Origin of the sequence: Paenibacillus sp. IHBB 10380 (genome assembly GCF_000949425.1) — a bacterium.
Taxonomy (GTDB): Bacteria; Bacillota; Bacilli; order Paenibacillales; family Paenibacillaceae; genus Paenibacillus_AQ.
Genome location: NZ_CP010976.1, coordinates 1,059,841 through 1,080,987, shown reverse-complemented (window position 1 = coordinate 1,080,987; position 21,147 = coordinate 1,059,841). Strand labels below are relative to the sequence as shown.

General features: G+C 41.4%; 17 protein-coding genes and 2 pseudogenes. 1 reads left to right on the top strand and 18 read right to left on the bottom strand.

Annotated elements, in window-relative coordinates:
• Nucleotides 1-56: 56 nt before the first annotated feature.
• The 3 genes from pflA to adhE form a co-directional block, all read right to left on the bottom strand.
• Nucleotides 57-797, bottom strand: coding sequence for a pyruvate formate-lyase-activating protein (gene pflA, locus UB51_RS04760; protein WP_044876309.1), 741 nt, complete (start codon nucleotides 795-797; stop codon nucleotides 57-59).
• Nucleotides 798-854: 57 nt separating this feature from the next.
• Nucleotides 855-3,116 carry a formate C-acetyltransferase gene (gene pflB / locus UB51_RS04755; protein ID WP_044876308.1) on the bottom strand — a complete coding sequence of 754 codons (2,262 nt, stop codon included), beginning with the start codon at nucleotides 3,114-3,116 and terminating at the stop codon, nucleotides 855-857.
• A gap of 276 nt (nucleotides 3,117-3,392) precedes the next feature.
• A complete protein-coding gene (gene adhE, locus UB51_RS04750) occupies nucleotides 3,393-6,002 on the bottom strand; it encodes a bifunctional acetaldehyde-CoA/alcohol dehydrogenase (RefSeq protein WP_044876307.1) in 2,610 nt (869 codons plus the stop codon).
• Nucleotides 6,003-6,403: 401 nt separating this feature from the next.
• Between adhE and UB51_RS04745 the strand changes: the two genes are divergently transcribed.
• Nucleotides 6,404-7,120 carry a Crp/Fnr family transcriptional regulator gene (locus tag UB51_RS04745; protein WP_044876306.1) on the top strand — a complete coding sequence of 239 codons (717 nt, stop codon included), beginning with the start codon at nucleotides 6,404-6,406 and terminating at the stop codon, nucleotides 7,118-7,120.
• A gap of 319 nt (nucleotides 7,121-7,439) precedes the next feature.
• Here UB51_RS04745 and UB51_RS04740 read toward each other — a convergent pair.
• From UB51_RS04740 to UB51_RS04680, 15 genes and pseudogenes are all read right to left on the bottom strand, one after another.
• Nucleotides 7,440-7,829, bottom strand: a pseudogene (locus UB51_RS04740) (response regulator); the annotation flags it as partial.
• A 351-nt stretch (nucleotides 7,830-8,180) separates the two neighbouring features.
• Complete coding sequence (locus tag UB51_RS26225; RefSeq protein ID WP_052675760.1) at nucleotides 8,181-8,654, bottom strand: S-layer homology domain-containing protein; 474 nt, start codon at nucleotides 8,652-8,654, stop codon at nucleotides 8,181-8,183.
• A gap of 14 nt (nucleotides 8,655-8,668) precedes the next feature.
• Nucleotides 8,669-10,294: a serine hydrolase domain-containing protein gene (locus UB51_RS04735; protein WP_052675759.1), complete on the bottom strand. Its 1,626-nt coding sequence runs from the start codon at nucleotides 10,292-10,294 to the stop codon at nucleotides 8,669-8,671.
• Nucleotides 10,295-10,697: 403 nt separating this feature from the next.
• Entirely contained in the window at nucleotides 10,698-11,483 is a 786-nt protein-coding gene (locus UB51_RS04730) for a formate/nitrite transporter family protein (protein ID WP_044876305.1), read from the bottom strand.
• A gap of 52 nt (nucleotides 11,484-11,535) precedes the next feature.
• A complete protein-coding gene (locus UB51_RS04725; protein WP_044876304.1) occupies nucleotides 11,536-11,850 on the bottom strand; it encodes a nitrite reductase (NAD(P)H) small subunit in 315 nt (104 codons plus the stop codon).
• Between the two features lie 27 nt (nucleotides 11,851-11,877).
• Nucleotides 11,878-14,319 (bottom strand): nitrite reductase large subunit NirB, encoded by a 2,442-nt coding sequence (nirB, locus tag UB51_RS04720; protein ID WP_044876303.1) that lies wholly within the window; start codon nucleotides 14,317-14,319, stop codon nucleotides 11,878-11,880.
• Between the two features lie 174 nt (nucleotides 14,320-14,493).
• Complete coding sequence (gene ric, locus UB51_RS04715; protein ID WP_044876302.1) at nucleotides 14,494-15,210, bottom strand: iron-sulfur cluster repair di-iron protein; 717 nt, start codon at nucleotides 15,208-15,210, stop codon at nucleotides 14,494-14,496.
• A 142-nt stretch (nucleotides 15,211-15,352) separates the two neighbouring features.
• A complete protein-coding gene (locus UB51_RS04710; RefSeq protein WP_044876301.1) occupies nucleotides 15,353-16,087 on the bottom strand; it encodes a hypothetical protein in 735 nt (244 codons plus the stop codon).
• 80 nt (nucleotides 16,088-16,167) lie between these two features.
• Nucleotides 16,168-16,692, bottom strand: coding sequence for a hypothetical protein (locus tag UB51_RS04705; RefSeq protein WP_052675758.1), 525 nt, complete (start codon nucleotides 16,690-16,692; stop codon nucleotides 16,168-16,170).
• 106 nt (nucleotides 16,693-16,798) lie between these two features.
• Nucleotides 16,799-16,948, bottom strand: coding sequence for a hypothetical protein (locus UB51_RS28440; RefSeq protein WP_199924985.1), 150 nt, complete (start codon nucleotides 16,946-16,948; stop codon nucleotides 16,799-16,801).
• Between the two features lie 21 nt (nucleotides 16,949-16,969).
• Entirely contained in the window at nucleotides 16,970-17,287 is a 318-nt protein-coding gene (locus UB51_RS04700) for a winged helix-turn-helix transcriptional regulator (RefSeq protein WP_044876300.1), read from the bottom strand.
• Nucleotides 17,288-17,478: 191 nt separating this feature from the next.
• A complete protein-coding gene (locus UB51_RS04695) occupies nucleotides 17,479-18,447 on the bottom strand; it encodes a sugar phosphate isomerase/epimerase family protein (protein WP_044876299.1) in 969 nt (322 codons plus the stop codon).
• Nucleotides 18,448-18,500: 53 nt separating this feature from the next.
• Nucleotides 18,501-19,583, bottom strand: a complete 1,083-nt coding sequence (locus UB51_RS04690) for a Gfo/Idh/MocA family protein (RefSeq protein ID WP_044876298.1) — start codon at nucleotides 19,581-19,583, stop codon at nucleotides 18,501-18,503.
• A complete protein-coding gene (locus UB51_RS04685) occupies nucleotides 19,576-20,343 on the bottom strand; it encodes a sugar phosphate isomerase/epimerase family protein (protein ID WP_044876297.1) in 768 nt (255 codons plus the stop codon). The genes UB51_RS04690 and UB51_RS04685 overlap by 8 nt, the downstream gene beginning before the upstream one ends.
• Before the next feature lie 129 nt (nucleotides 20,344-20,472).
• Nucleotides 20,473-21,119: pseudogene (locus UB51_RS04680) on the bottom strand (Gfo/Idh/MocA family protein); the annotation flags it as partial.
• Nucleotides 21,120-21,147: the final 28 nt, after the last annotated feature.

The window sequence follows — 21,147 nt, the reverse complement described above, 5'->3', positions numbered from 1 at the left end:
TTATTATTGATTACTTTAGAATTTATAGAACTCTGGGGTGAAAACTTTAGTTCAATCTATCTAACTGTACTTGTTTGTCTACGTCCCTCTTCAATAAGGCGGTAAGCTCGCTGCACTTCTTCATCAGAAGGTGAAGGAACACCTTGTAACGGGTATTCTCTGCCAAGTGCTTCCCATTTATAAATCCCCATTTGATGATAAGGTAGAATTTCGAATTTCTCTACTCCATTTAGCGTACCAATAAACTGACCTAAATGAATCAAATCTTCTTCTTGATCATGAATTCCTGGAACATATACGTGACGGATCCACATCGCATGACCATGTTCTGATAACCAATTTGCTGTCTTGAGTGTTCGTTCGTTACTTCTTGCTGTCAGCTTGATGTGTTTCTCGTCATCAATATGCTTAATATCTAGAAGTACCAAATCAGTAACATCCAATAATTCATGAATCTTGTTGGCATCATTAAACCCGTTACTATCTAGTGTTGTATGAAGGTTCCATCGACGCTTAGCTTCCTTGAACACCTCAGCAACGAAATGAGCCTGCAATGTAGGTTCGCCTCCAGAGACTGTAAGGCCTCCACCAGAAGAACGATAATAGTTGATGTACGGCTCAATCTCAGACAGTACATCTTCGACCGTCATCTCTTTGCCCTCATTCAGCGCCCATGTATCTGGGTTATGGCAGTATTGACATTTCATTAGACATCCCTGCATGAAAAGGACAAAGCGGATGCCCGGTCCATCAACTGTCCCAAAGGTCTCCATTGAGTGAATACGTCCTTTAATCATATGAAGTCACCCTCTCCGCATCCGCTGTCTTAAAAGTATAGTTGTTGTTTACCTGACTTACATCGAACCATGGAATGTACGATTAATAACATCCAACTGTTGCTCGCGAGTAAGTTTAATGAAGTTAACTGCATAACCAGATACACGAATCGTCAATTGTGGATATTCTTCTGGGTGATCCATCGCATCCATTAGTTGCTCCCGGTTGAATACGTTGACGTTGAGATGATGAGCACCACTACCAAAGTATCCATCCATCATAGCAACGAGATTAGATTTGCGTGTATCTTCTTCTTTACCCAGTGCTTTCGGTACGATGGAGAATGTATTGGAGATACCATCTAAGCTATCTTCATACGGCAATTTGGCAACAGAACTCAAGGAAGCCAAAGCGCCTTTCTTATCACGTCCGTGCATTGGGTTAGCACCTGGTGCAAATGGTTCCCCTGCTTTACGTCCATCAGGAGTTGTACCTGTTTTCTTACCATAAACTACATTAGAAGTAATTGTCAAGATAGACTGTGTAGGCAAAGCATTACGGTAAGCTTTATTGTTACGGATCATGCCCATGAACGTTTCAACCAGTTCAATAGCGATATTATCTACACGATCATCGTTGTTACCGTAGCAAGGGTATTCACCTTCAATGATGAAATCAACGGCAATACCTTGCTCATTACGGATTGGTTTAACCGTTGCATATTTAATAGCACTTAGTGAATCAGCTGCTACGGAAAGTCCTGCAATTCCACATGCCATAGTACGAAGAATATCACGGTCATGAAGCGCCATTTCAATTCTTTCGTAAGCATATTTATCATGCATATAATGAATGACATTTAGTGAGTTCATATAAAGCTTAGCAAGCCATTTCATCATTGGTTTGAAACGTTTCAGTACTTCATCATAATTCAGTACCTCATCCGTAATAGGTTGATACTCTGGACCGACTTGTGCGCCAGATTTTTCATCCACACCACCATTGATGGCATACAGCAAACATTTAGCTAGGTTAGCGCGAGCGCCAAAGAATTGCATTTGCTTACCGATACGCATAGCGGATACGCAACAAGCAATACCATAATCATCGCCATAGATTGGGCGCATCAGATCATCATTCTCATACTGGATAGCACTTGTTTCTATAGATACTTTAGAACAATATTTCTTGAAGGCTTCTGGAAGTTGTTCTGACCACAATACAGTCAAGTTAGGTTCCGGTGCCGCACCCAAGTTATATAGTGTATGAAGGAAACGGAAACTGTTCTTAGTTACACGAGTTTTACCATTGATGGACATACCCCCAATGGATTCTGTAACCCAAGTAGGGTCTCCACTGAATAATTCATTGTAATCTGGTGTACGAAGGAACTTAACGATACGTAATTTCATTACAAAATGGTCAACTAATTCTTGCGCTTGTTCTTCTGTTAACGTACCTTCTTCCACATCACGTTGTACGTAAATGTCAAGGAAAGAGGATACACGACCAAGAGACATCGCAGCACCATTTTGTTCTTTAATTGCAGCCAAGTATCCGAAATATACCCATTGGAATGCTTCTTTAGCCGTTTTAGCTGGTTCTGAAATATCAAAACCATGCATTTCAGCCATCTTCTTCAATTCAGCAAGAGCACGTATTTGTTCTGATAACTCTTCACGTAGACGAATCACATCTTCATCAATTAGGTCAACTTCCAGATCATTTAATTCACGTTTCTTATCCTGAATTAGAAATTTAATACCATAGAGTGCAACACGACGATAGTCACCAATAATACGACCGCGACCATAAGCATCTGGAAGACCTGTAATGATACCCGCTTTACGAGCTGCTCTCATATCCGAGGTATAAGCATCAAACACACCTTGGTTATGCGTTTTACGGAAGTCTGTAAATGTCTTCACAACATCATCAGAAAGTTTAAAGCCATATGCCTCGCAAGCGTCGATCATCATACGAATGCCACCTAGAGGTTGAATAGAACGTTTGAATGGCTCATCCGTTTGGACACCAACAATTTGTTCTTTGTCTTTGTCCAAATATCCTGGGTCATGAGAGACAATAGTAGCTGGCGTGTTGACATCGACATCTAAGACGCCGCCGTTATCTCTTTCTTGCTTCGTTAGATCAGATACAATCTTCCATAATTCAGTTGTATTCTGTGTGGGACCTACCAAGAATGATTCATCACCTAGATAAGGATTAATGTTAGTTAGAATAAAATCATTAACATTAATCTTTCTTTCCCATTTACCCTTCTTAAAGCTTCTCCAACCAGATTGCATGTCTTTCATTTCTTTTTCAATTACCGACATCTTAATCCCTCCATCTATATATTTATATTATAGAGATCATGAGCTTGAAGGTTATCTCAGGGTCTCTTCAATCCCGGAAAAATAAATTGTGACTTTTTTCACATTATCATTTCCATTATGTTCAATGTTGTGAGAATGGATGTCTATTCTTTATCACTCCAGAACCTTTATCCATATTCAGCATACTTCAAATCAAGGGAAATAACTGTGACAAACATCACTTTCGAGGTGATATTTGTCACTTTTAGTTCAATGATATTCCGTTATAATTTTTTATTAGACTCTTCCGTAGAAAGCGTCACGATATACATCAGCTAGTTCTGTTACTAATGGCAATTTAGGGTTTGCTGTTGTACATTGATCCTCAAACGCACGATCAGCCAAGTAATCTACACGAGATTCAAAGACCTTCGGATCGAATCCAAGCTGTTGGAAAGATTCCTCTATTCCTAGAACCTTATTAAGGTCGCGAATAGCTTTAATCAAACTGTTTACCCCTTCTTCAGTTGTACGAGCTGGAAGGCCTAGAATGCGCGCAATCTCAGCATAACGCTCATCAGCTATGAAGTGAGAATATTTAGGGAATGAAGCAAATTTGGTTGGTTTCTTAGCGTTATAACGAATAACATAAGGCATCAAGATAGCATTCGTACGTCCGTGTGCCGTATGGAATTCTCCACCCCATTTATGTGCCAAGCTGTGATTGATTCCTAAGAATGCATTGGCAAAAGCCATACCTGCAATGGTCGAAGCATTATGCATTTTCTCACGAGCTAAAGGATCTGCATGTAGAGCTGACTTCTCTAAATATTGGAATACGAGTTGGATAGCTTTGATAGCCAGACCATCTGTGAAATCGTTAGCCATAACAGATACATAAGCTTCAATCGCATGTGTTAATACGTCCATACCTGTATCCGCTACTGCTACCTTAGGAAGCGAGTATACGAACTCTGGGTCTACAATCGCTACGTCTGGAGTCAATTCATAATCAGCTAATGGATACTTCGTATTTCCTTGGTCCTTATCTGTGATAACTGCGAAAGAAGTGACTTCAGAGCCTGTTCCCGATGTCGTTGGAATCGCAACAAATTGTGCTTTTTGTCCCAGACGAGGGTATTTGTATATCCGTTTGCGGATATCCATAAATTTCTGTTTCAAGCCTTCAAAATCAGTATCAGGATATTCATAGAATAACCACATTGCTTTGGCAGCATCCATTGGAGATCCACCGCCTAGCGCGATAATACAGTCTGGCTGAAATCTGTTCATCATTTCTGTACCACGACTTACTGTAGACGTCGAAGGATCTGGCTCTACTTCAGAGAATACTTCAATAACAACAGGTGACTGGCGTTGACGAAGATAATGTTCTACTCTTTCAACATAACCTAGCTTGACCATCATTGGATCTGTAATTATTGCTACACGAGTGATGTCAGGCATTTTAGTCAAATACTGTGTTGCGCCTTTTTCAAAATAAATTTTGTTAGGAACTTTGAACCATTGCATATTCACAGTACGACGAGCCACCCTTTTAATATTGACCAAATTGACTGCACCTACATTGGAAGATGTCGAGTTACGACCATATGATCCGCAACCTAATGTCAATGATGGTAAATTAGTATTATAGATATCTCCGATCGCACCGTGTGTGGAAGGAGAATTTACGATAATCCGGCCTGTTTGCAGACGATCAGAGAACTTCATAATAACTTCTTCATTATGAGAGTGAATAACGGATGAGTGACCCATGCCACCAAATTCAACAATCTCAGCTGCGCGTGCAATCCCTTGATCTGCGTTCTTCACTTTATAGCAAGCAAGTACCGGACTCAATTTCTCAGCTGAAAGTGGGAATTTCGTACCTACGCCTTCAAGTTCAGCAACTAGAATTTTAGTTCCAGCAGGAACTTGAATACCCGATAATTCTGCAATCTTAACAGCTGATTGACCTACAATTGCAGGATTAACTGCACATTTATCTGTATTCATTGCACCAGCAGTTAATTTAGCTGCTTCTTCTTTATTTACAAAATAACAGCCATTTGCTATCATTTTTTTCTTCACTTGGTCAAAGATTGACTCTTCTATAATAACGGCTTGCTCAGAAGCGCAAATCATACCATTATCAAACGATTTAGAAAGAATAAGGTCTGTTACAGCTTGATCGATATCCGCACTCTTCTCAATGAAGCAAGGAACGTTACCTGGTCCTACGCCGAGAGCTGGTTTACCACAGCTATATGCTGCTTTTACCATACCTGATCCACCTGTTGCTAATATAAGAGCCACATCCGGATGGTTCATCAGTACATTCGTTTTGTCCATCGAAGGAAGTTCAATCCATTGGATACAGTTTGCAGGTGCGCCATTTTTAACCGCTGCTTCCAATAAGATTCTAGCTGCTTCCTTACTACACTCTTGTGCAGATGGATGAAAACCGAATATAATTGGATTACGTGTTTTTATGGATATGAGAGATTTAAACATCGTTGTTGAAGTCGGATTAGTTACTGGAGTGATTCCCATGATGATTCCGACAGGTTCAGCAATTTTTTGGAAGTTTTCATATTGATTATCTTCAACGACGCCTACCGTTTTATCATATTTAATACTGTGGTAGATGTACTCCGTTGAGAACATATTCTTGGTTATTTTATCTTCATAAATACCTCGACCTGTTTCTTCAACCGCTAGTTTTGCCAGATACATATGTTTGTCTAGACCAGCAAGAGCCATTGCTTGCACAACGTTATCTACTTGTTCCTGATCCATCTTCATGAATTCTGCTTGGGCTTTGTTGGCTTTGTCGATTAAGGACTGAATATACTCCTCTGCTCCTTGTTTCTTCTCTTGGACAACTTCATTTTTGACTGCCATCTTCTCTCATCCTCCTAGGTGAAGTTCGTTATCTCTTTCATGAATTCATCATAGCATACCTCGTTTAAGAATTAAAGTGAAAACTTTCACAAACTTTAATTTATTTTCTTTTTTTATTTCATAGCGCTTACATTTCGTCGATTGAATATATAACAGGTTATTACGAACGATCACCTGTAATATTCATGAACCATAATTCACTTTGGTTGAATTGGGAAAATAAAGAAAGTATTCTTGATAATATCATTCTTGTCACTAGATTTAGCGTAATAAAAGTGAAATATATCACAATGTTTAAAAATTCGCCACTTTTAAGGGCATTGACACCCCCACAAAAGTGATTTTTAACGGTATAATTAGTTTAAAATTTATCGAAAATTAAAGATAAGGGGATAACAACTATGAAAGAACATTTGAATGATACCCAAGCTCGCGGAAATACCAGTTGCTTTTCTGAACAAAACTTTAACCATCTACTCGTTAGTATGAAAGACAGAATCCTTCCAGAAGGATCACATCTTTTCTGGGAAGGAGATTTATCTGATAAACTCTTCTATATTAAACGTGGACGGATTAAATTAACGAAGTCGACAGATGAAGGTAAAGAACTCATCCTCTATATGTATCAAACAGGAGATATGGTCGGTCAAGCTGATCCTTTCTTTAGCTCCAAGCATAGCTTTAATGCTGAAGTAATTGAAGAAAGTGAGATCGGTGTTATCGAACAGAAGGATCTAGAAATTCTAATCTGTCAACATTGTGAATTTGCAATTGATTTCATGAAATGGATGGGTATTCACCACCGACTTACGCAAACTAAATTCCGTGATTTAATGCTATATGGCAAACCTGGCGCTCTCAGCTCTACCTTGATACGTCTTGGAAATACCTATGGTGAAGAACGGGATGGAAACACGCTAATTAACAAAAAAATTACCCATACCGATCTTTCCAATATGATTGGTGCTACTCGTGAAAGTGTTAACCGCATGCTAAGTGATCTACGTAAGAAAGATGCTGTAGAATATGAGAATGGAATGATCGTTATTAAAAACCTCACTATGCTACAAGAGATATGTCACTGTGAAATGTGTTCCAAAGAAATATGCAGAATTTAGAAATAAAGACTGCTCTCCACACTTATAACCAACATTCTTATTGTGCTCGTACTCGCTTCACTTACAAGCAACGGCAGTTTTCTCCCGATCTATTGCTAGATCTCATACTGAACGAACAAGAAGAGCCATATCTCTCATTTGATATGACTCTTTTTAATATCTATATGCAAATAGCCTGTCATCAACCAAACCGCTACAGCGCCGCCTTCACAATACGGTGATAATGACCAACGGTTAGAACAGCAAACATGAAGTAAATGAGCGTGTATACCGTCAGACAATAGCCGTCGGGAAGCTGATGTCGGACAACGTCAGCGTTAAGATCGGCCGCTTCCTCTCTGTAAGCATACGTCCGGCGGAGAATCGCCTGTATTTGGGCCAACAGCACGTCCATATGGAACGGCTTTTGAATATAATCGTCCGCCCCCATATTCATCGCCATCACCATATCCAGAGGATGATCACGCGATGACAGAAATAGAATCGGCACTTTCGACACCGCCCGAATCTCCCGGCACCAGTGAAAACCGTCATACATCGGGAGCTGGATATCAATGATGACCAGTTGGGGCTGTAATTTAATATAGGTGTTCATCACATCATCATATCGCTCCGGTCCCGTGACGTGAAACGACCATTGCTCCAATCTTTCCTTCAAGGAACGAAAAATGACATCATCATCTTCGATAATAAAAATGTTCATATCCATAACGGTAAAGTCCCTTCCCGTGATTGCTACGCAGATTCCGATAATAAAGAAATCCATCCAAAGCTTTCTCCATCATACCACTCCAGCTTGGCATTTCCACCGATATTCCCACGATAAAAGACCAATTTACAATGTTCTTCCGATCATTTCAATCGGTCTGCTCTTGGTATTCTCCTTGGTTTCACTTCAAAACAAAAAGAAGAGGCAAATAACCGCCCCCTCAGATCATACTTGTTCTGAACTGTGTATTATTATTCTCCCTTGTCGCATTTACAGTTACTTTTTTACAAAACGATCAAGTCATTACACAAGTTCCGGGCATACCACGCGGCAGTGATGATATATAGTCCCTTAATCTGGAAGAATCATCGTGAACAGCAGCGCCGCCAACTCCTGCTTCTTCAACGCCCGCTGCGAGCCGTAGTCGAACATGCCATTCGATTCAGTCACTTCCGGCCCATGAAGCTTCCAGATCACAGCAGAGCTGACCGCATCGACAGCCCATTTCGAAGTGCCTAGCGCAAGCACAGCCGTGGAATCCGGCACCCTAATCCCCGATCCCGCCAATAAACGAAATACGATAGCCGCTGATTCTTCGCGGCGGATCGGACGGTCTGGATTGAACAAGCCTTCCCCCGTCCCCTGTAGCAAGCCGGACTCGACAGCGGCTTGAATATCCTTTCGATACGGAGAATTCTCAACGTCCTTAAATGAGGACGGGCTTGCGGATTCCGAGATGCTCCACATCGCGTTAAAAGCATGGATAAACGCTCCGCGGGTGACGGCTTGCAGCGGTTGAAACGGCTTTGACGGATCATCCGTCAAAAGCCCAAGTGACTTCAGGCCAAGTATGTAGCTGGCATACGGATGATCGGATGATCGGCCGATACGTCCGGGAATCCGGCCGGATCATCCGGCATTTTGGCCGCATAGCTGAATAAATTAGAGTATTTCATATAGATAATGCGCCCATCGGCTTCCGTCTTAAATGCAAGCGGCTTGCCCTGTTCATCCACGAACAGCAGATCGTCGACCTGCTTCAGCTGGTGACGGGCCGAAACGTCGCTCACAATCAGGGTGCCGTCTCCTCCCACTTCGACTCTGGTCAGTAATTTAATCCGTAAATCGGAATACAGACCTTCGAACTTGGCGAGAACGTCCTCGGACTGCGGCTTGAAATCCTCTGGCCCAAATATTGATTTACGACTGGCATAATAATGATCCATAAACGCGATAAATAAATCGTCACGCAAATCCTGATTCGCATTGTAAGAAACGAAGACACCCACTTTGCGGTCGGGCAGAAGCCATAGCAACGAACTGAAGCCAAGAATGTCGCCACCTTTGGAGATCACGTCTTCCCCGTTCGTTTTTGACGGATCAACAGGCGATTCAAAGCCGTATGTCATATCTGGCAAATCCGGATGAATGGCTATGTGGTAGGTAGACATCGCCTTTAACGATTTGGGCGACAGGATAACAGTACCGTCAGCCGCCCGACCATCGTTCAGGAAAGCTTTCATAAACAGCGCCATATCGGAGGCTGTCGATATCATGCTCCCCTCCGGCCACTCGCTCGGCGAAAAATCGTACACAGGAATGGCGCTACTCGCTACATCGTAAGAAGTTACGAGCCGACGGGCCAACTCCTTAGTCAGTCTAAAGCTGCTTGAGGTCATGCCAAGCGGCCCCAACAGATGCTTTTGCATATAGCTCCCGAAAGGCTCTCCGCTTACCTGCTGGACGATGTATCCTTGCAGCCTCGATGCGAAATTATCGTACATGTATGACGTTCCGGGCTTGCGAACGACCGGCGGGAACTGATCGAAGATGCTTTCTTTTAGCGAGATTGGCTTCTGGGAAGCATCGGTCAAATAGCTGGCGTCTGTAGGTTCGCGCACTTCAAAACCGGTCGTATGCGTCAATAGGTTCTCTATCGTGACCGGTGTATCGAAGGAATTGGTTACTTTGTAACCGTCCAGGTACTTTTCAATGTTGTCCTGAAGCGAAATTTCCCCTTGATCGACGAGCTGCATAACTGCAACCGCCGTGAACACTTTGGAGACGGAGGCGATACGAAAGGTGGTTTGGGTTGCATCTACTGGTGATTTCGACGTTTGGTCGGTAACACCGTAGCCTTTAGAAGCGAGCACCTTCCCGTCCTGAACGACGGATACCGTAACGGCCTTAGCCTTTTTCTTGATGGCATCTTTGGCAAAAAAAGCGTCCAGGAACGCCTCAACTTCCTTGGCTTCACGTGGCCCGCTCATATTATCTTTCGAGGCCGCATTATCCAATAGCGGAAGGGCGGTGCTGCCGAATGAGGCCAGATGTTTGACGGCAGCCGTCGGATTCGATTCAGGCGGCTGCTGAGCGTACGTGCTTGTTTCTGCTGCAAGGCTAAGCGTCAGTAGAACCGTCAAAATGCCGCTCGCGCGGCGAGTTCGCTTCTTATTTTTGTTCAACTAAAATCCTCTCCTTGCTTTCGTTTAATTGTAACTTGGTAAAACCAACAATCATATTCGAAGAACTGCAGCTGTATTCAGACCTAAGACAGGGTTAACCAAGCCAGATTGAACAGGCAATTCGTATACACTTATTGTATTGTTTACATCTGGCACTGTCGTTCGATTCAGATGACAGGCAGGAGGGGAATGTTACATTCTTGTCACGTTAGGATTGGATTAGCATTGATCAACGGGTATGGTGGATAGTAGCTACCTTGGTGGTGATGAACCCTCACCTTTACAAAACAAAAGAGGATGAGTAATGCAAATGGGGATATCCCCACTTGCATTACTCATCCATTAATAGAATACATCGTATTCAATCACTTATTATTTATTGGTTGGTCATTTCAATGATGTTTTATTTCTTCTTACTGCGGACTGGCGAGATAACCCAATAGGCCATCCCGACAAATAATCCTCCACCTACAATATTACCTAATGTCACCGGAATCATATTATGCAACCAACCCGCAATGGAAATAGTTTCTGGATGATTAGGAAGTAAAGTCGCTACACTGAGTAATGTCATATTCGCAACACTATGTTCATATCCGCTAGCAATAAAGGCGAATAGACACCACCAGATCAGGGCGATTTTGGCCATTTCGTCCTTAGCCCGAGAAGACATCCAAATTGCTAAACATACTAACCAGTTACAAAGAATACCCCGAAAGAACAATTCAGACATTGGTAAATGCATTTTCTTAGCGGTTGCCGCAAATAGCAAATGGTCCGCTGAAATATCCTTGAACAATCCTGTTCCGAGAATGAGTAAACTAAGTAGTACAGCCCCAAGTAAATTTCCAAAGAAAACAATTGTCCAGTTCTTAGCCGTATCCTTAACACTCGTTCGCCCTGCTAAAGTACTCATGGTAAAAAACATATTGTTTCCCGTAAATAATTCTGAACCGGCGAAAATAACTAGCGTCAAGGCAATTCCAAAGGAGCCCCCCATTACCAGTGGTTGAAACGGTGATTTAATGGCTGCTAGTGGGGCTCCCAAGGAAAATATTAAGATGATACCTATTCCAATATAAGCTCCTGCTAATGCAGCTGCAATCGTATATCGAATTAAACTCTCATTCATTTTGTCTTTCTTTTTGACCGCCGCTTCCACTATGGCTTCTACACCTTGTGTATACAAGAGGGCCACCTCCTGGATTCTGTTTAGTAGTCGTTTGGTTCATCCTATCTAGCTAGAGACCAATGTGAACTCCCTGTTCATTAACAATAATAGGATAAGTATCTACTTTGCCGCTATCAGGCGCTTGAACCAACCCACTTACAAGATCAATCTTCCAATCATAGAGTGGATCATAGATATAATGGCCTGATACAATCGCTTCCGCCAAAGGGCCTCCCTTCGGATGAGGGCTCTTGTTCTCTAAGGCATAAATCCCTCCATCTGACGTATGAAAGACGGCTATCTCATGATTCTCAACGGTCACTACCTGACCTAACTGTATCAAATATTCGTCTACGGATCCGATCAAATAATAGTTCATAGTCATATCTAATCTCCTTTCCTAAGTCTCCAGTTATTTACCTGCTGTGACAGAATTCCTATTCTCAAAAAGAGCAACCCGTGTTTTATCATCATTCAACATTTTTCTCCACGGTTCTTCTACCTGCTCCAATGCAATTTCAATTCGTTCAACAAGAGCTGCACGGTTATCCAGATCAGTTAAGATGGCAGCTTGAATCTGCTCTAAGCCCATTCGTTCTACCCATTCCGATGTTCTCTCAAGATACTTCCCTGTCTCACGGTAGTATTGCATGACAGCAGCGCAGATTTCAATCAACTCTTCATCACTTTTCACTTTACAGAGCAAATCCGCAATCCGAGATTTAATTCCACCGTTACCCCCGATAAAGATTTCCCAGCCCCCATCATTTCCGACGATACCGATATCTTTCGTACATGATTCTGCACAGTTTCGAGGACAACCATTCACGCCATATTTGAACTTCGCCGGTAGATCGAGACGCTCAAATTTACGTTCTAGTAGAGCCCCCATTCCCATGGAATCCTGTGTACCGAATCGGCAAAATTGATTACCGACACATGTTTTAACCGTACGCAGTGATTTGGCATAGGCATAACCCGAAGGCATATCTAACTCTTCCCACACTTTAGGAAGATCTTCTTTCTGTACTCCGATTAAAGCGAGGCGTGTTCCTCCAGTAACTTTGATCACTTTCACATTATATTTCAACGAAACATCCGCAATTATTTTGAGGTCCTCCGGCGTAGTTACCCCCCCGTACATTCTTGGAACAACTGTGTAGGTTCCATCCTTCTGAATGTTGGCATTCATACGTTCATTAACAAACCGGGATTCTCTCTCATCCTCATGGGTTTCAGGATATATCATTCCTAGATAATAGTTGATCGCTGGACGACACTTAGAGCAACCTTCAGGATTATCCCAACCAAGTACATTCATAACTTCCCGAGTCGTACTTAAGCCTTTATCCTTTATTTCCGCTACGACCTCATCACGATCCATTGTTGTACAGCCACAAATCCCTTGTTTAGCTGCTACTTTGAAACCATCTCCAAGCACGTATTGCAATATCTGCTCTACAACGGGCTTACATCCCCCGCAAGAGCGAGTTGCACCTGTGCAGGCTTTAATTTCGTCTACAGTCGTTAATCCCTGATCTGTAATAACGTCTACGATCGTTTTCTTGGTAACACCATTACAACCACACACAATCTCATCATCTGCCATCGTTTCAACTGAGGATTGTTTCTTAGCTCCACCACCACAACACCCTGTACCCATAACCGTGGCATAAATATCGTCTGTCATCTGTGTTTGCTGTTTAATTAATTTCTGTAAATTAGAAGATTCCGTCACATCTCCGAACAAGACAGCGCCGACAATTACATGATCATGAAGAAGGATTTTCTTATAGGTTCTCTTCCAGTCGTCCTTTGCAGCAATCACCGTATGTTGCGGTCCTTCAATAAATTCCCCTGCCGAGAATACATCAACCCCAGAAATTTTAAGCTTGGTCGACACTACCGACCCTTCATATGGAAGAGTATCCACACCACATAAGTGTTTAGCTAACACGTTCCCTTGTTCAAAGAGTGGGGCTACCAGCCCGTAGCATACGCCTCTATGTTCAGTACATTCTCCAACTGAATATACGCCATCCATAGATGTAAGCATATAATCATCTACTAGAATACCTCTGCCTACATCAATACCACTCTCTTTAGCCATAGCTACGTTAGGTTTAATCCCTACAGCCATCACGACGAGCTGTGCCTCAAGTGTACTCTCATCACTGAAGCGTAATCCGCTTACGTGTTCTTCACCCATAACTTCAACTGTTTGTTTGCCCATAGCAAACTTAATTCCTTGGCGTTCCAATTCATTCTTTAGCATCAACGATGCACTATGATCTAATTGACGTTCCATCAAATCTTCCATTAAATGAACAACCGTTACATCCATACCTAGATTCACAAGACCCTTAGCTGCTTCTAGTCCTAACAATCCCCCACCAATAACTGCAGCTTTCTTATACTTCTGAGCAGCTAGGAGCATTTGATTACAATCATTAATATCCCGGAAGCCAACTACACCCTTCTTATCACTCCCCGGTACGGGAAGAATAAAAGGATTCGAGCCTGTTGCGATAATCACTTTATCGTAAGAGACTCTTAATCCATCTTCTGTAACAACTTGCTTATTTACCTCATCGATCTTGAGTACAGTAGTATCTGTGTGTAGCGTAATTTGATTGTCTTCATACCAATTCCAGTCGTTAAGAACGATATCATCGATTGTTTTACTACCTTCTAGCACATAAGATAACATAATCCGATTGTAGTTAGGATGAGGCTCACTACCGAACACCGTAATATCAAAAGAACGGTTTAGTTTCAAAATTTGCTCCACCGCACTAATGCCCGCCATACCATTCCCAATCACTACTAGTTTTTCTCTTTTTGTTTGTATCATAAGAAGTTCTCCTTCCTTTCTTACCTAAACCTTATAATATGATTATATCAAATTTAAAATCTTAGATTGTGATCTATTTCACATTAATTGTGAATATAATCACAATTAATGTGAATTTATAAAATAGGTAAGAATAGATCCGTAAATAAAGGAAACTATTCTTACCTATTTTCCCTAAGCTTGAGGATAACGTGGGAATAGAATGTTGTTCTCTAAATGAACATGTTCATACGTCATTCGTTCTAACTCAGCAAGACGCTCATACGTCAATCGATAGGTTGTGCAGGCGTTAACTGGAGGTGTGAAATCATTCGTAATTTCACGTAATTTCTTCAGTATGTTTCCAGCTTCATCATGCTCACCCTCCAGTCCTGAAATAGCCTTTCTTAATTTATTCCCGCTTGAGGAATCCTGAGTCTCGTCCCAAGTCATCATCTGAGGGAAAATTTCAATTTCTTCCTTGGTCGTATGTTCAAGCAATTCACTCTTCAATGCTGTGTATAACTCTTCCACCTCGACTAGGTGAAGATCATGATGCCCATGAACTCGATTTACCTTAGTCACATTTTTCTGAATCTCAGGAAGTTCTTCTCTTAAATAATCATGATGCTTACTTACGATATAATGTATCAATGTCGCTGAGTCCATTTCGACATAAACATTGGACTCTCCTTGGTTATGATCAAGACCGGCATGGTTATCTGCTAAATGATGAAGTTCATCAAGCACTCTGTTCAACTCTAAACCCCGTTCTTCAAGCGCCTCTTGTAGAGGACGATTTCCACCGCAGCAGAAATCAATCTTATGATCCCGGAAATAGTCACTTGCCTTCGGAAATTTGATCACAATCTCACTGACCTTATCTTCTTTATCAAATAAAAGTGTACTCATATCGTATATTCCTCCTAGTGTTCCTGCTCTATCTATACTTAACAAATTACACCTGTATACAATTACCCATTGTGATTCCAATCACAAAGAATAAAACAATTTGATGTCACAAGAACAAAAAAGACTACCCCTAGCGGTAGTCTTACAAAGAATCATCTCTATTTACTAACTCAATTTTGACTTCATCCTGCGGTTGAAGCTTCATATCAAGTCCATTCTCCAACAATGTCTTATTATTAACTTTCACAATCCATTTTTCACTAGCCTTTGGACTATAACCGTTCACCATAAGAATGATTTTGCCATTATCACTAAGCACTACTATTCCTGTTGTTCTCAGCAATTCTCGGATACTTTGCTCTTCTAAATATGGATTAATATAAGAGTGTGAAATATTGGGCTGTACTATGCCACCATTTACTGTAAAGATCACGACAGAACGAGTATCCCCGCTCTTAGATCCATCTATAAATTGAACAGCAATTCTAATGTTATCCTCTGCTTGAAGCCTATTATCCCAATTTTCCTTGTCAAGATTGTTACCGTTAACCTCCACAGACCACTCTAATCCAGGATCAAGCGACACATCAATAACCGATTCAATATGATGACCTTCAGATGAGATAGTCACCACGCCACTAGCAGTTAAGGCATCCTTTATGGACACGCCTGGTATTAAACTCTGTTCCAATTGTTTAATTGCATTCGGCGGTATAAGATTACCTTCCATATTAATTGAAATACCGGACGAGTTACTTGCCGATCGAACAATTGGAATAACCACATCAGTACCCTTATCTGGGCTACATCCTGACACTATAGTAAAGACTAAAATGAAAGAGAACATAGCAGAACACCGTTTGTATGATTTCCTCATCTGCACACCACCTTGAAAATAAGACTCTCTTTATTCTACCTTAAAAGAGAACAAAGAGCATCTCATTCATTACCTTCAGATTAAATGGAATAAGTTGGCGTAGATATCCACTCTTGATAAACAGGAAAAGACATTTTAACCTTCTTAAAAGGTTTCCCGCCTTTAACAAGTGGCGTCTCACTCATATAAGTAGGTACGAAATAAGATGAAATAGTCTCTAATTCTTCACCACTATAAAAAGCTTCTTGACCCAGTAAGGGGTGAAATAAAATGATTTTCTCATATTGTGACCAAATCATCATTTGTAAGATTAAACTCTGTAATTTTGCATGAGGTAACTTCACTTGTAGCGAACCCGACTCATCCGTCTTTTGATGCTCACTTCCTACACACTTCCATCCTTGGGAACCATAAATCCATTTTTGATAAATAATGCTATCATCATCTATGAGCGAACTGTTCCACGCACTCGATACGGGTACATAAAGGCGTAGCATATCAGAAGCTTTGTCATATATAGTCTGAACTTTAACCGAAGCACTTTCAAGTTCTTTGATATGTCTAATGCCATAAGTGGTTTCTTGGGAAAGTACAATTTTTCGCAATTTCTTCACTCTCCTTTAGTCCAAATATCACATTTCTTCAAATTATACTACAACTTAATTTCGCAGATACATATAGATATGCACTTTAAACAAAAAAGGCCCCGCATCACAAAACCGTGAAGGGACCTTCTAGCAAGCTAGTCATTCCAATGACCTTATCTTCTACAAATACTGCTCCGAACTTCTCTGCTTTGGCACTAAAAATAGCTGCGCTGCCTTCTGCGGGTCCGGCACCAATAATGATGATATCTGTCATTGAAATCAGCCTCTCTTCCGTTTATTCTACCCAGCTTTCAGCCCACAATTGGACTTCTTGCATAACCGCTCTAAGACCTCTACCTTTATCCGTTAATTCATACTCAATACGAACAGGTGTCTCGGGATATACATGACGAACAAGAATACCTCCACCTTCAAGATCTTTCATCCGCTCAGAGAGCATCTTATCACTCATTGAAGGGATAAGATTAGAAATATCTTTAAATCGTTTAGGTCCATCCATCAATGTCTGAATAATAAGTCCGTTCCAGCGCTTACCAAGAAAAGAAAAGGCAGTCTCAAAACGTGGACATAAATGCATTGGTTTGCTTTCCATAAAACCTTCACCTCATTGTATTTTGCTTAATAACAACTTTCGTTTAGTTAGTATATTTCATTTTACTACATTTCATAGTGTTTTTAAACATTCAATTCAAAATATATAAATTAAACTAAAGTTTAATTAAACAAAAATCAATAAAGAAAAACGGCTACCTTAATAGGTAACCGTCTTTCTTTATCAATAATCTATACCCACCAGATATCTCCAATAGGTTCTTCAATAAGTACTTGTTGAAGATTCTGAACCGCTTTGGAGAATCCTTCTTCAACAGACATAAGGGCATCCTCGTGTTCAATACTCACAACATAGTCATATCCTACTAAGCGCAATGCACTAATAATATCTGCCCACGTCTTGTTGTCGTGTCCGTAGCCTACGCTGCGGAACTGCCAAGCGCGATCCAGCATATTTCCATAGGATTGCATATCCGTAAGGCCATATCTATTTACGTTAATTGGATCAATAGAAGTATCCTTAGCATGGAAGTGGTGAATTGCTCCAGCACGTCCTAGGATATGGATCGCCTGCACAGGATCAATGCCTTGCCACCACATATGACTCGGGTCAAGGTTCGCACCGATCGTTTCGCCAGCTGCTTCACGTAAACGAAGTAAGGTAGCTGGTGTATGCACAGAGAAACCGCCATGAAGCTCTAGACCGATTTTGACATGATGGTCAGCTGCAAATTTAGCTTGTTCTGTCCAATAAGGAATAACCTTGTTCTCCCATTGCCATTTCAATACCTCTTGAAAATCATTCGGCCATGGAGCTACAGGCCAGTTCGGATATTTAGCATCCTCGTGATCTCCAGGACATCCTGAGAATGTATTAACAACTGGCACCTCAAGCTTCTCAGCAAGTTCCACTGTCTTGATGAAATCATCATGATCCGCTTGTGCTAGATGCTTCTGAGGATGAAGTGGATTACCATGACAGCTCAGTGCACTAATTGTAAGTCCACGTGACTCTACTGCATGTTTAAAGTTCTTGAGTGCTGTTGCATCCTTTAAAAGCTCTTCAGGTTTACAGTGTTCATTACCTGGATTGCCTCCTGTACCGATCTCAACAGCCTTGAGTCCCTTGGAAGCTACATAGTCCAGAGCATCCTCTAATTTACGCCCACCGAATAGTACCATAAATACGCCTAATTTCAATGTTATTCCTCCTTATGTCATATATAAATTCAGTTCATTTGCATGCGTTTATATTAGTCAAAATAAACCGCTTTACCTGTCTTAGCCGATTCATAGATGGCTTCCAGAATTTCAGTTACAACCAATGCTTGTTCTGGACTTACGATAGGATCTGTATCATTAATAACTGCATCGAGCCATAGTCTGCATTCGCGATCCGCGTCGGTTTCTGTTGTACCTGAGTAGAAAGCTACTCCGCCTTCTTCTAGCGCAATCTTAGTTTCGTATAATCGACTCATCTTCTCACCATTAATGCGCAAGCCGTCCGTCATATCTGCTCCAGCTTCTGTACCCGCTAGAATTGTTTTTGCTTCGCCAGTTTCAACGACATTTAGTGCCCAACTGGATTCCAAGACGATTGTAGCGCCATTCTCCATCGTAATAAATCCGAAAGCAGAATCTTCTACTTTAAATTGTTCAGGGTCCCAAGGACCAAATGCGTTAGCTGCATTCTCACGGCTTCCAAGTTTGTGGAAGGTTGAACCCATAACACTCTTAGGCTTGTAATTATCCATTAACCACAATGTTAAATCAAGCGCATGCGTACCGATATCGATCAGTGGACCTCCACCTTGTTTCTCTTCATCCAGAAATACACCCCATGTTGGCACTGCACGACGACGAATAGCTAGAGCTTTACCATAGTATATATCTCCTAACTCGCCATTCTTACACATATCTTTAAGATATAAACTATCGTCACGGAAACGGTTTTGATATCCTATAGTTAACTTTTTGCCCGTGCGTTTAGCTGCTGCTAGCATCTCTTTAGCTTGTGCCGCAGTTTTGGCCATCGGCTTCTCACACATAACGTGTTTGCCTGATTCTAAAGAAGCTACCGTAATCTCGGCATGTGAATCATTCGGCGTACATACATGGATCACGTCAATACTTTCGTCCTTAAGTAATTCCTTATAATCTGTATATACTTTAGCACCTTCAGCACCAAATTTTGCAGCTGCTTCTTCAGCGCGTTCTTGGACAATATCACAGAATGCTACCATTTCTCCCGTCGTTTGTTTCGAAAGGCTCTGCATATGCTTGCCGTTGGCAATACCTCCACAACCTATAATTGCAACTTTTAATATTTTAGACATGTATGGGTCCCCCGTTATTTTTGTAATTTTTTACCCATTCCATACTTGATGCAATACTCTCAAGTGGTGGGTTCTGACATAAGTCTTGCTCTACAACAATCCACTCTACGCCAGCCTTGTCAGCAGCTTCAGCAATGGCACCAAGATTCACTTCACCTTGTCCAAGCTCCACAGTCAGAGGAGAGCCATCTTCAAGCTTCTTCATATCTTTCCAGTGAACTATTGGCAATCTTCCAGCATAATTATGAATGTATTCCACTGGATCGTATCCTGCAAAATGAACCCAACAGGTGTCTAATTCCACTTGAAGTAATGAAGCTGGAACTTCCGCATACATGGCATCGAATACAGTCTGATCATCAAAGGATTCTGTAAATTCAAATTCATGATTATGATACAGCAATACCATTCCTTGTTCACGACATTTCTCACCGATTTGCTTTAGATTCGTAAATACTTCAGCCCAATTACGTTGCTCTGTTCCTAAGTAAGGAACGATTATATTATTATTCCCAATTTCTTTATTATACGTAATCTCTGAATCGAGATCATCCAGTAAACTTGTATATTGCGTATGTGTTCCTAAAGCAACAAGACCATTCTCATCAAGTAATCTCTTGACCTCAGCACTGCTACGTCCAAAGAAAGTATGAAATTCCACGCCTTGATACCCAAGCTCAGCTGCTTTTTTCAGAGTTCCTTCGAAATCTTGCTCCATTTCCTCACGTACTGTGTACAATTGCAATCCTAATTTCAACATAAATATCACCTCTGATTAAATTGGTTGATCATAAAATTAGTTTATATTGTGAAGATTTAGTACATAAGTTGAGTTGTCATTTGTGGCTGTTGCCCGAATTCATATGTGCTGTCCATTATGATGTGCTTACCCTCTAATATCGAAGCTTGTAATCATCGTAACCATTGCACCATTCTCGAAATCCATCGTACCGGCAAAAAGCGTGGCTGTCTGAACAGGAATTTGCTTCCCTTTTTTGGGGCCAGATCCAACATTGGACCACCACCAGGCTCATAGAAAAATTCAGGATCTGGATGCCATCCCTCTGGACCTGCACCCATTTGGAAACAAGTAGCTCCAATAGGTTTACCGATCATTCCAGCATCAATTGCAGCTTTCACCGTCTGAATTCCTGATCCTAGAAATGTATCTGGAGCTGACCCTACACGGAGCCCACGGTCATCTGCTATATTTAAGACTCGTTTGCCATCTTCTAAAGAAGTAGCTAACGGCTTCTCGCCGTATACATGTTTACCTGCTTCCAATACAGCTTTATCAATTGCAGCATGGGTACTAGGTAGAGTTAAATTAACAATAAGTTCAATGTCAGGGCATGCAAGTATTTCATCTACTGTGAATACGTTTGCAATACCGTACTCTTCGGCACGCGCTCTTGCTCGCTCTGAGATTAAATCTGCACATGCAATAACTTCTACAACCGGGCTGTTCTTAAGATTAGCTAAATAAATAGCACTGATATTACCACAACCTATAATACCCACTTTCATTTTCTTCAACTCTATCTCACTCCTAGGACTGCCAAAG

Coding starts and splice junctions, on each gene's coding strand:
- UB51_RS04700 (WP_044876300.1), bottom strand. CDS start 17,287: ATGGAAAGCAAACCAATGCATTTATGTCCACGTTTTGAGACTGCCTTT.
- UB51_RS28440 (WP_199924985.1), bottom strand. CDS start 16,948: ATGACAGATATCATCATTATTGGTGCCGGACCCGCAGAAGGCAGCGCA.
- UB51_RS04745 (WP_044876306.1), top strand. CDS start 6,404: ATGAAAGAACATTTGAATGATACCCAAGCTCGCGGAAATACCAGTTGC.
- ric (WP_044876302.1), bottom strand. CDS start 15,210: ATGAGTACACTTTTATTTGATAAAGAAGATAAGGTCAGTGAGATTGTG.
- nirB (WP_044876303.1), bottom strand. CDS start 14,319: ATGATACAAACAAAAAGAGAAAAACTAGTAGTGATTGGGAATGGTATG.
- UB51_RS04725 (WP_044876304.1), bottom strand. CDS start 11,850: ATGACTATGAACTATTATTTGATCGGATCCGTAGACGAATATTTGATA.
- adhE (WP_044876307.1), bottom strand. CDS start 6,002: ATGGCAGTCAAAAATGAAGTTGTCCAAGAGAAGAAACAAGGAGCAGAG.
- UB51_RS04685 (WP_044876297.1), bottom strand. CDS start 20,343: ATGTTGAAATTAGGATTGCAATTGTACACAGTACGTGAGGAAATGGAG.
- pflB (WP_044876308.1), bottom strand. CDS start 3,116: ATGTCGGTAATTGAAAAAGAAATGAAAGACATGCAATCTGGTTGGAGA.
- pflA (WP_044876309.1), bottom strand. CDS start 797: ATGATTAAAGGACGTATTCACTCAATGGAGACCTTTGGGACAGTTGAT.
- UB51_RS04690 (WP_044876298.1), bottom strand. CDS start 19,583: ATGTCTAAAATATTAAAAGTTGCAATTATAGGTTGTGGAGGTATTGCC.
- UB51_RS04710 (WP_044876301.1), bottom strand. CDS start 16,087: ATGAGGAAATCATACAAACGGTGTTCTGCTATGTTCTCTTTCATTTTA.